The organism is Kitasatospora putterlickiae, from assembly GCF_039527695.1.
Lineage (GTDB): Bacteria > Actinomycetota > Actinomycetes > Streptomycetales > Streptomycetaceae > Kitasatospora > Kitasatospora putterlickiae.
The window spans coordinates 72,653-84,570 of sequence record NZ_BAAAKJ010000122.1 but is presented as its reverse complement, the minus strand read 5'-3'; the positions used below and the strand labels follow the sequence as shown (position 1 = coordinate 84,570).

5 protein-coding genes are annotated in these 11,918 nt (G+C 73.1%); 2 read left to right on the top strand and 3 right to left on the bottom strand.

Features of this window, described 5'->3' with window-relative positions:
* Window positions 1–138: 138 nt before the first annotated feature.
* Window positions 139–2,943, bottom strand: coding sequence for an ATP-binding protein (locus tag ABD308_RS12990; protein ID WP_344332887.1), 2,805 nt, complete (start codon window positions 2,941–2,943; stop codon window positions 139–141).
* Window positions 2,944–3,252: 309 nt separating this feature from the next.
* On the opposite strand from ABD308_RS12990, the gene ABD308_RS12985 reads away from it, so the two are divergent.
* Together ABD308_RS12985 and ABD308_RS12980 are read left to right on the top strand one after the other, a co-directional pair.
* Window positions 3,253–3,555: a hypothetical protein gene (locus ABD308_RS12985; RefSeq protein WP_344332886.1), complete on the top strand. Its 303-nt coding sequence runs from the start codon at window positions 3,253–3,255 to the stop codon at window positions 3,553–3,555.
* Between the two features lie 328 nt (window positions 3,556–3,883).
* The gene (locus tag ABD308_RS12980; RefSeq protein WP_344332885.1) at window positions 3,884–9,487 is read left to right on the top strand and encodes a DUF7507 domain-containing protein; all 5,604 of its coding nucleotides are present in this window, start codon (window positions 3,884–3,886) and stop codon (window positions 9,485–9,487) included.
* A 107-nt stretch (window positions 9,488–9,594) separates the two neighbouring features.
* On the opposite strand, the gene ABD308_RS12975 is transcribed toward ABD308_RS12980, so the two are convergent.
* On the bottom strand, window positions 9,595–10,815 hold the full coding sequence (locus tag ABD308_RS12975) for an MFS transporter (protein ID WP_344332883.1): 1,221 nt from the start codon (window positions 10,813–10,815) through the stop codon (window positions 9,595–9,597).
* 187 nt (window positions 10,816–11,002) lie between these two features.
* A partial coding sequence (locus ABD308_RS12970) for a hypothetical protein (RefSeq protein ID WP_344332882.1) occupies window positions 11,003–11,918 on the bottom strand: 916 nt, incomplete at its 5' end.

The following is an 11,918-nucleotide window of genomic DNA, read 5'->3' as shown; positions in this document are numbered from 1 at the left end:
CCCCCCCACCGTCCGATCCCGGCCGCGGTGACGCGCTCATCTCCTCCCGCCGCGCCTCGGCCCCGAGCCGACGACCACGCCGCGGAGGGCGCCAGGTGGGCGGTGTTCCGGTTGGTGGTCGGGGGTGTGGGGCGTGGCTCAGCCGGGTGTGCCGGTGTGGAGGAGGGTGCCGGCGCGGGTGGCCAGGCCGTCGGCGCCACAGTGGGTGGCCAGCTCCAGGCCGCGGGTGAGGGCGCGACGGGCGGCGGCGGTGGCGCCCAGGGCCTCGCCCAGGTCGACCAGGGCGATCGCGTGCTCGTAGCGGGCGGGTGAGCGCTCCAGGTGGCGGACGGCCTGTGCGAGCAGTTCGGCCGCGCGCGGGCCCTCGTGCACCGCCGCGCAGAGCCGCAGGGTGCTGCCGATGGCCGAGTCCGTGCCGGTCACCCGGGCCCGGCGGACGGACTCCTCGGCGAGGTCGCGGGCGCGGTCCGGCTGCTCGGGGGCGAGCGCGCGTGCCAGGTGCGCGAGCCACGGCGCCCACACCGTGTTGCGCCAGCCGCGCGCGTCCAGGGCCGCTCCGGCGGCGGTCAGCGTCTCGGCCGCGCCGGCCGTGTCGCCCCGGGCGAGCAGCAGGCGGCCGTACAGGGTGGGGGCGTCGGGCAGCACCATCACCGTCGGGTAGGGCGGGCCGAAGGCATGCTCCTGCGCCAGTTCCAGGGCCTCCGGCAGCCGGCCTCGCGCGGCCAGGGTCTCGGCCAGCGCCCCGACCGCGTCCCAGTGCAGCGGGACGCCCGGGCCGATCCGTTCGGCGATCCGCAGGGCGCGGCGCAGGTAGTCCTCCGCCTCCGCGAGGGCGCCGCAGCGGAACCGGAGCATGCCGGTGAGCAGGTAGGCGAAGCCGAGGTGGCCGCCGCTCCACCCGGCGACCTCGTACGCGCGGACCGCTTCGGTGAAGAGTTCCTCCGCCCGGTCGACCCGGTCGGCGTAGAGGTAGCTGATGCCGAGGATCCCGGGCAGCTCGAAGCCCCAGACGGTGTTGGTCCAGCCGAGGCTGCGCGGCAGCCGGCCGCCCGGCAGCGCGGACTCGGCCAGGGCGATGGCCTCGTCGCGGTCCACGCCGCGCAGGGTGAGGTCCCAGCAGCGGAGCACGGCCACCGCGTGGGCCAGGCCGGTGTGTTCGAAGATGGCCTCCTCCGGGGGCGGCGCGCCGGCCGCCGCCGTGTCACCGGACGCCGTGGAACCGAACGCCGCGCCGCCGGACGCCGTGTCGCCGAAGGCCACGTCCCTGAAGGCCATGCCGACCGTCGCCAGCATCCGGTCGAACTCCGCCAGCCGCCGGGAGCGGCCCGGGCCGTCCGCGTCCTCGGACTGGAAGGCGGCGAACATGAAGTGGGCGACCTCCAGGCGCAGCCGGCCCGGGCCGGGAGGGGTGCGGGCGGCCTCGTCGGCGCACACCGCGGCGGCGTCGCCGAGCCGGTTGCTGTGGGCGAGGGCCTGGGCGAGCCGGAAGATCGCGTCGACCCGCAGCTCGGGGCTCAGTCCGTGCGGGTCCGCGAGCGCCAGGCGCAGCTGGTTGACCGTGGTCGCCGGGTCGGTGAGCAGGGCCGAGCAGCCGAGTTCATAGAGCACTTCGGCCCGGTCCCGGTCGGCGGGCGGTTCGCTGATGGCGCGGCGCAGGCAGCGCTGGGCCGCCTCGGGCGCGCCGATGGCCAGGTGCTCGCGGGCCGCCTGGCGCAGCTTGGCGACGATGGCGGTGTCGCCCTCGGGCAGGGTCTCCAGCAGGTGCCGGGACGCGGTCAGCAGGCCGAGGCCGGCGTTCTCGGTCTCGACGGCGGCGACCCCGTGCATCCCGGTGCGGGTGGCGGGCGGCATCGACTGGTAGACCGAGGTGGCGATCAGCGGGTGGACGAACTCCAGCCGTCCGCCCGGCGCGCCGGCCAGCACGCCGTGCCGGCGCAGCTCGCGGACGGACTCGGCGGCGGTCTCCGGGCCCTGGGCGCAGATGACGGCGGCGAGGTCCGGGCGGATGTCGGTGCCCAGCATGGACGCCGCCCAGGCGAACCGCACGGCGGTCGGGCCGATCTTGTCCAGCCAGTGCCGGAGCGTCATGCCCCGGGTCCCGGCGGCGAGTTCGCGCAGCTGGGCGGCGCTCTCCTCGGTCGGGTCGAGCCGCTGGTCGGCCACCTCGCGCAGCAGGGCGGTGGTCTCGTACGGGTTGCCGGCGGTGACCGCCCAGACGTGGCGGCAGAAGGCGTCCTCCGCCCGCGCGCCCAGGGCGGCACGGACCAGCCGGGCCACCGACACCGGTTGGAGCGGCCGGAGCCGGTGCCGCCGGTCGGCCCGGCCGACGAGGCCGTGCTGGAGCGTCAGGGCGTCGTCGGGGAACTCGTCGCGGCAGGCGAGGACCAGCAGGGCCGGCAGTTCCCGCGCGCCCACCGCGAAGCTCGCCAGCCAGCCGAGCGACTCGGCGTCGGCCCAGTGCAGGTCGTCGACGATCACGGCCAGCGGCGAGCGCCGCCGCACGAGCCGGGTGAGCACGAAGTCCAGCCCGTCGCGCACTCCTTGCGGGTCGAGCCGACCTCCCGGGGGCTGCAGTCCGACCGCCGGGCCGACGATGTCCTCCCAGGGGCCGAACACCTGCGCCCGTTCCTCGTCGGACAGCGCCGCCAGCACCGGCCGCACCAGCTGCCGCACCACCCGGAACGGCTCGTGCCGCTGCCGTTCCCCGCCCCGGGCGAACAGCACGGTGCACCCGGCGCGCTTCGCCTCCCGCCGCACCTCGGTCAGCATCGCGGTCTTGCCGAGCCCGGCCGCGCCGGTGTACAGCAGCAACTCGCCGAGCCCTGTGCCGTCGGGACCGGTCAGTGCCCGGACGGCCTGCCTGGCCGACCGGATCTCGGCCTCGCGCTCATGCAGCGGACAGCCGTCCCTACCGGTCCCGTCGCCGTCCCCACCTGCGGCCACGGCCTCCCCTCCGGCCACCGCCACCTCCAATTCACGCTTACACGGCCGTCGTTGTCACCGCTGAGGCTACTGCCGAACGGCGGGATCCGATGCGGGCTTGACAAGGCGCCGGATCTCACCCGCCCCCAGCCCGGCGGCTACCCCCCGCGTGCCACCCTTGACAAGTCGCACCCGAACAGTTCGCCCATATCGGCGACTTCCGCTCTAAACACGGATCAATGCGGGCAACTCCCCGACAGATCCCGGACGGGACAGCGGCCCGGGCTACCGGCGGGTGCGCCGACGGCCGCGCGACGAAAGGCGGAGACCATGAGCTTGATCCAGACGGGAACGCTGCAGCTGAACTCCACCCAGCCCACGGCCCTCAGCGGCGGCGGCACCTCCACCTTCACCCAGGTCACCTTCCCCACCCCCTTCCCCGCCGGCTCGGAGGTGATCGTGATCCCGTTCGTCCAGACCTTCAACGGCCCCGACACCCCGGGGCTCCGGATCGCCGACGTCACCGTCACCGGCTTCAAGATCCGCATCAACGAACTCGTCGGCCGCGGCTCCGCCCTGTCCGACGGCCCCCACACCGTCGAGACCATCGGCTGGATCGCCAGCACCGTGTAGCCCGACACCGCCACTCCAGCCTGCTTCGTGTCCAGACCACTTCGCCCCGCCAGGCCCGCGCCCGGCAGGGCGAAGTGCCGCTCAGGGGCGATGGGTCAAGACCGCCCAAAACAGACACGGAGATAACTTGTGCTCATATACGACGAGTTTCAATGATTCGGTGCTTAACTCCCCTCTCAAGATCGGGTTCCCACTGCCCTGATCCCGGTGCGTACACGGAGGTCTGACGCCGTGCGTGCCGCAGCTTCCGACCTGGAGGGATGTCCGAAGTGAACTGGTCAACGCGGGTGCCCATACCCATACCGCCGCGCCTGCCGGAGGGGGCCGCATGAGCACCGTGGTCCGCCGCTCAGGGCGGCACCGAGGGCGGCCGCGCCGCTCACTCATAGGGCTGCTGGTCATGGCCCTGCTGATCGGAACGGGCGCGTTCGTCGCCCCGTTCCTCACCGCGCAGCAGTCGCACGCGGCGGCGGGTGACCCGTTCGATCCGGCGGACCCGCAGGTGTTCGTCGCGCAGGAGTTGCCGACCCGGCTCTACCGGTCGGTCACGGGCGCCTCTGGCACGGTCACCTTCCAGCCCGAAGGAAGTGCCGTCACAGGCCTCAACTACAACGCCATCAGTTACAACCCGGCGGACAACTACCTGTACGGGGTGGTCTCGGGAGGGTCTACGGCCCTGCCCCCCGGTGCGGTGATCCGGATCGGGCAGGGTGGTGTCGTCAAGCGGGTGGGCACAAGCGTCGTGCCCCTCGCGGGGAACTGGGGTGCGTTCGCTCCGGACGGCGGTCTCTACATCGGCGCCAGCCTGTCCAACAGCACGGTCTACCGGATCGATGTCACCACCGGGAACGTCACCTCGACGATCACGCTGCCCGATGTGTCGCCCACAGGCGATCTCACCTACGCGAGCGGCTTCTTCTGGGGTGCCGACGCGAACGGCAAGATAGTCCGTGTCGACCTTCTTGGCGCGACCAAGAGTGTCACGGTGTTCCCCAACGCGACCGTTTCGGCGGGCGGGTACGGTGCGGCCTGGACGTTCGGCAACGGCAACATCGGCCTCTCCGACAACTACTCCGGCACGGTCTACCAGGTCAAGATCACCAACCCGGCAGCGGCGAACCCGACTTTCACGATCGTCTCCACCTCTCCGGGCCCGGCGAGCGGCAACAATGACGGTACGGCCTCGGCCGGTCTGCCGACCGATCTGTCGATCGTGAAGAGCGGCCCGGATCTGGTGAAGCCCGGCTCCCCGGTGACGTACACGCTGAAGGTGAGGAACAACGGCGCGGGCAATTCCAGCGGTTACACCGTCACCGACACGGTCCCGGCGCCGCTGACGAATGTGAAGACGTCGACGCCCGGGTGCACGGTGGCCGGGAACACGGTGACGTGTGTCGGCGGGCGTACCCTCGCGGGGGTCGAGAACACCATCACCATCACGGCGGACAGCCCCGCCGCGATGACCGGTTGTGTGACGAACACCGGGTCGGTGCTGGCCAATGAGCAGGACCCGACGGCGGGCAACAACCAGTCGTCGGTAAAGACCTGCGCCGTCGTCCCGGCCCTGACGGTCGAGAAGTCGGCCGACCCGGGCACCGTGAGCGCGGTCGGCGAGAGCGTGAAGTACTCCTTCGTGCTGACCAACACCGGTAACGTCGAACTGTCGAACCCGGGTGTCACGGAGACGGCGTTCTCGGGCGGCACGCCGCCGGCCGTCACCTGCCCGGCCGGTCCGCTGGCCCCGGGTGGATCGCTGACCTGCACCGCCACGTACACGGTCACCCAGGGCGACCTGGACGCGGGCTCGATCAAGAACACCGCGACCGCGCACGGCACCGCGCCGGGGGACACCACTCCGACCGTCTCCCCGCCGGACTCGGCGACCGTCGCCGCGACGTCCAGCCCCGCGCTGAAGGTGGTCAAGTCCGCCACCACCAGCCAGCCGGACAAGCTGGTCCTCGGCGAGCAGATCACGTACGACTTCGTGGTCACCAACACCGGCAACGTCACCCTCAAGGACGTCAAGGTCACCGAGACCACGTTCACCGGTACCGGCACCCCGCCGGTTCCCGTCTGTCCCACCGGCCCGGCGGCCGCCCTGGCCCCCGGCGCCGAGATGACCTGCACCGCCACCTACACCGTCACCCAGGCGGACGTGGACGCGGGATCGATCAAGAACATCGCCACCGGCACCGGCAACCCGCCGACCGGACCGCCGCCGGTCTCCCCGCCCAGCGAGGTGACCGTCCCGTCGCCGTCCGACCCGAAGCTGACCGTGGTCAAGACCGCCTCGACCGGGAAGCTCGTCGCCGGCGAGAAGGTGACGTACGGCTTCCGGGTCACCAACACCGGCAACGTCACCCTCACGGACGTCAAGGTCACCGAGACCGCGTTCACCGGCAGCGGCACGCTCGACCCGGTCAGCTGCCCGACCGGCGCCGCCTCGCTCGCGCCGGGCGCGTCCGTCACCTGCACCGCCACCTACACGGTCACCCAGGCCGACGTGGACGCCGGCTCCGTCAAGAACACCGCCACCGCGACCGGCACTCCGCCGACCGGCCCGCCGCCGGTGTCGCCGCCGTCCGAGGTGACCATCACCCAGCCGCCGGCCCCCGCGATGACGGTGGCCAAGACCGCCGCCACCAGCCGGCCCGACAAGCTGGTCCTCGGCGAGACGATCACCTACTCGTTCGAGGTCAAGAACACCGGCAACGTCACGCTGAAGGACGTGAAGGTCACCGAGGGCACGTTCACCGGCAGCGGCACCCTCTCCCCCGTCACCTGTCCGACCGCCGAGGCCGCCTCCCTGGCCCCCGGCGCGACGGTGACCTGCACCGCCACCTACACCGTCACCCAGGCCGACGTCGACGCCGGCTCGATCAAGAACAGCGCCACCGCCACCGGCGTCCCGCCGACCGGCCCGCCGCCCGTCTCCCCGCCCAGCGAGGTGACCGTCCCGGCTCCGTCCGACCCGAAGCTGACCGTGGTGAAGTCGGCCTCCACCGGCAAGCTCGTCGCCGGTGAGCAGATCACCTACTCGTTCGAGGTCAAGAACACCGGCAACGTCACGTTGACGGACGTCAAGGTCACCGAGGGCGAGTTCACCGGTAGCGGCGCCCTCTCCCCCGTCACCTGCCCGAGCGGCACCGCCTCGCTCGCGCCCGGCGCGGTCGTCACCTGCACCGCCACCTACACCGTCACCCAGGCCGACGTGGACGCCGGCTCGGTGAAGAACACCGCCACCGCCACCGGTGTCCCGCCGAGCGGACCGCCACCGGTGTCGCCGCCCTCCGAGGTGACCATCACCGAGCCCCCGGCCCCCGCGCTGGCGGTGGCCAAGACCTCCTCCACCGACAAGCTGGTGGCCGGCGAGAAGATCACCTACAGCTTCGCCGTGACCAACACCGGCAACGTCACCGTCAAGGACGTCAAGGTGACCGACGGCCCGTTCACCGGCAGCGGCACGCTCGACCCGGTGACGTGTCCGGCGGAGGCCGCCTCGCTCGCACCCGGCTCCACCGTCACCTGCACCGCCGCCTACACGGTCACCCAGGCCGACGTGGACGCGGGCTCGGTGAAGAACAGCGCCACCGCGACCGGCACTCCGCCGACCGGCCCGCCGCCGGTCTCCCCGCCGTCGGAGGTCACGGTGACCACCCCGGACGAGCCCGGCGTGTCCGTGGTCAAGTACGCCTCGACCGGCACGTTGGTCGTGGGTGAGGAGATCGTCTACAAGTTCGAGGTGAAGAACACCGGCAACGTCACGCTGACGGACGTCAAGGTCACCGAGGGCGCGTTCACCGGTAGCGGCACCCTCTCCCCCGTCACCTGCCCGAGCGGCACCGCCTCGCTCGCGCCCGGCGCGTCCGTCACCTGCACCGCCACCTACACCGTCACCCAGGCCGACGTGGACGCCGGCTCGGTGAAGAACACCGCCACCGCCACCGGCACCCCGCCCCGGGGCGAACCCCCCGTCTCGCCGCCGAGCGAGACGACGGTGAGCACGCAGGACCAGCCCGGCCTGTCCGTGGTCAAGACCGGCCACAGCGGCAAGCCGGACGAGCTGGTGGTCGGTGAGCAGATCCGGTACGACTTCACGGTCACCAACACCGGCAACGTGACGCTGAAGGACATCAAGGTCAACGAGGGCGAGTTCACCGGCCACGGCACCCTCTCCCCGGTCACCTGCCCGACCGCCGAGGCCGCCTCCCTGGCCCCGGGCGCGTCGATGACCTGCACCGCCACCTACACCGTCACCCAGGCGGACGTGGACGCGGGCTCGATCAAGAACAGCGCCACCGCCACCGGCACCCCGCCGCGCGGCGAGCCGCCCGTCTCCCCGCCGTCCGAGACCGTCGTCCCGGCGCCGGAGAAGCCCGCGCTCGCGGTCGTCAAGACCTCCTCCACCGACAAGCTCGTCGCCGGGGAGCGGATCACCTACAGCTTCGCCGTCACCAACACCGGCAATGTGACGCTGAAGAACGTCACCGTCAAGGAAGGCGAGTTCACCGGTCACGGCAAGCTCGACCCGGTCGTCTGCCCGAAGGAGGCCGCCACCCTCGCGCCCGGCGCGACGGTGCTCTGCACCGCCGCCTACACCGTCACCCAGGCGGACGTGGACGCGGGCTCGGTGAAGAACACCGCCACCGCCACCGGCACCCCGCCGCGCGGCGAGCCGCCCGTCTCCCCGCCGTCCGAGACGACCGTGACCACCCAGGACCAGCCCGGCCTGTCCGTGGTCAAGTCCGCCTCCGCCGGCCAGCAGGACAAGCTGGTCGCGGGCGAGAAGATCACCTACGGCTTCACGGTGCGCAACACCGGCAACGTGACGCTGAAGGACATCAAGGTCAACGAGGGCGAGTTCACCGGCCACGGCAAGCTCGACCCCGTCACCTGTCCGAGCGGGAGCACCTCCCTGGCGCCCGGCGCCACCGTCACCTGCACCGCCACCTACACCGTCACCCAGGCGGACGTGGACGCGGGCTCGGTGAAGAACAGCGCCACCGCTACCGGCACCCCGCCGCGCGGCGAGCCGCCCGTCTCCCCGCCGTCCGAGGTGGAACTGCCGCAGCAGCCGAAGCCCTCGCTCGCGGTCGTCAAGTCCGCCGAGACCGGGAAGCCCGGCAAGCTCGTCACCGGTGAGAAGATCACCTACCGGTTCGCCGTCACCAACACCGGCAACGTCACCATCAAGGACGTCAAGGTCAACGAGGGCGAGTTCACCGGCACCGGCAGGCTCTCCGCCGTCGTCTGCCCGAAGGAGGCCGCCACCCTCGCCCCCGGCGCCACCGTCACCTGCACCGCCACCTACACGGTGACCCAGGCCGACGTCGACGCCGGCACGATCCGGAACACGGCCACCGCCACCGGCACCCCGCCGCGCGGCGAGCCGCCCGTCTCGCCGCCGTCCGGGATCACCGTCCCGTCCGACGGGCGCGGCGCGCTCGGCCTCACCAAGACCGCCGACGTCGTCGACGTCAACGGCAACGGCAGGACCGACACCGGTGACCGCGTCGAGTGGAAACTGACGGTCGCCAACCAGGGCACCGCCACCGTCACCGGCATCAAGGTCAGCGACCCCACCGCCGGCGAGGTGACCTGCCCGAGGACCAGCCTGGCCCCGGGCGAGTCGATGACGTGCACCACCCAGCCGCACACCGTCACGGCCGAGGACGCCCAGCGGGGCAAGGTCGTCAACACCGCCACCGCCACCGGCACCGGAGCCACCCGCTCCGAGGCCACCGCCACGGTGAAGGTCGAGCCCGGCAACCCGCCGGCACCGGTCCCCGCGGCGCCCAAGCCGTCCGGACCGACCGGCATCCTCGCCCACACCGGCACCGCCGTCCTCACGGTGGCGGGAATCGGCGGCGCGCTGCTGGTCCTCGGCGGACTCGTCCTGGCCCTCGCCAGGCTCCGCAGGCGCGACCGGTGAACTGATCCGCTCGCATGACCGACGCCCCGGCGGGTGTGACGGAACCCATCCGTCACACCCGCCGGGGCGTTTCAAGCGGTCTCGGGCGGGCCCGCTCCGCGGCAGGGCTACCGCTTGGCGCGTCGGCGCTGACGGGAGGTCAGGACCAGGGCGGCGAGCGACAGCACGATCACCACCGTCGCGTATCCGTCGGCGGTGCGCCGCAGCCCGAACCAGCCGGAGAGCACACCGGCCGCGACGGCGGGAAGGCCGAGGGCCAGGTATCCGACGACGTACAGGGCGGCGAAGACCGCGGCCCGTTCCTCGGCGGCGGCCAGCGGGCCGACCGTCCGGAAGGAGCCCAGCAGCGCGGCACCCCAGCCGAAGCCGGCGACCGCGGTGCCGAGCAGGTAGGCGGCCGCGACACCGGCCGAGACGCCGATCAGGACCAGTGCCGCCCCGACGGCGAGGGCCAGTGAGCCGACGGTCATCGCCCCGCCCGGGTTGCGCGGGTGGAGGGCGAGCGAGCCGACGGCGCCCATGCCGGTGAGCAGGGCGATCACCACACCGGCGATGACGTGGTTGTGGACGTGCAGGACGTCGGCGCTCAGCGACGGCCCGAGGGACAGGGTGAACCCGTTGAGCGCCCACAGCGCCACCAGGACGGGCAGGACCGCCACGAAGTGCGGCTTGACCTGGCGGGGCACCAGGACGCGCGGGCGCAGCGAGGCGAGGGCGCCGGGGTGGCGGGCGGCGGTCTCGGGTATCGCGGCGACGCCGGCGAGGGCGGCCACGAAGGCAGCCCCGAGCAGGAGGTAGACCAGGGTGGTCGGCGCGGGGGCGTACTCGACGAGCAGCCCGGCGCCCAGCGCGCCGGCGGCCAGGCCCAGGCACGAGGAGACGCTGTTGACCAGTGTTCCCAGGTGGGGGCGGTGCCCGGGCTGGAGGTCGACCAGGCCGGCGCCGATGGCCCCGGCCGCGCCACCGGTGGCCAGGCCCTGCAGTGTGCGGGCGAGCATCAGCGACCTGACGTCGGCGGCGGTGGCGAAGACGGCCATGGCGCCCACTTCGAGCAGCAGGGAGGCGGCGAGCACCGGGCGGCGGCCGATGTGGTCCGACAGCGCGCCGACCACCGTCAGTGCGGCCAGCAGGGCGATGGCGTAGAGGGCGAACACCACGGTGACGGCGGTCGCCGAGAAGCCCCACCGGGCCTCGTAGACGGGATAGAGGGGGGAGGGCGCGCTCGCGGCGGCCAGCAGGAGCACCTGCACGCCTCCGAGCAGCCAGAAGGCGACGGCTCGGGGCAGCCGGGGGTGCCGGCGGAGCGGAGCGGGGAGGGAACCGGTCATCACTGACGCCTTCTCGGTTCAGGCGGTGCGCGGTGCCGTACGACGTGGTTCCCGCCGGGGGCTCCAGCACAGCGCGCGGGGAGGTCGCGGAGTTCCGCGTGGGAGTGCCCGGCGTCCACACCTCGCGGCGGCGGCCGACCGGACGGTCTGACGGGGGCGGCCCGTCGCCGGACCGCCCCTGCCGCGCCTACCGGCCCGAAGTGATCCGGACGGCGAGGAGGTTGGGGTCCTCGTTGGTGAAGTAGGCGGCGCTCGCGATGTACGCCGTGCCGCCGCGGACGGCCACGGAGGTCGGGCCCTGCAGCCCGTCGGCGGCCGTCAGGACCGTGGTGTGACCGTTCGGCCGGACCAGGACGACCTTGTTGTCCGCGTTGATCGCCGCCAGCAGGGTGTTGCCGGGCCCGGTGAAGTCGAAGTCGTCGATGTTCACCAGGCCGGTGGCCCGGGTCTGGACGGGACCGGCGGCGCCCCGGCCGGTGATCGGGATGCGCAGCACGGTGCCCTTGTCCAGGTTGGTCACCCAGGCCGCACCGTTGTGGATCTTGATGCCGTTGGCGCCGAGGAAGCCGGCGGGCGCCAGCTCGGGCGCGGTGGCCCACTTGACGGGCGTTCCGCCGCCGGCGGGGACCCGCCAGACCGTTCCCAGGACCGAGTCGGCCGCGTACAGCAGGCCGGTGCGCTGGTCGAGGGCCAGACCGTTGGGCAGGGCGTCGGCCGGGAGCGCGGCGATGCGCTCCGGCTCGCCCCCGGGGCGCAGGCGCCACAGCCCGGTCAGGTCGCCGGTGCCCGTGGCGTACAGGAAGTACAGCGTTCCGTCCTGGGCCCGGACGACGCCGCCGAGGAAGGGTGAGGTCAGGGCCGGGGTGACGGCGCCGGCCGAGGGGGCCGGCAGGGTCGCGAGGACCCGGACCCGGCCGTCGGGGGCGATCCGGGCGATCTGGCGGCTGTACGCGAAGGTGACGACGGCGCCGCCGTCGGGCTCCAGGGTGATGTTCTCCGGCCGCTGCCCGTCGGCGATGTTCAGGTGCGACACGAAGCGCGCGTCCGCCACCTGGGCGGCGTGCGACGCGCCGTTTGTGTTCTGCGCCCGGGGAGAGGCGGGG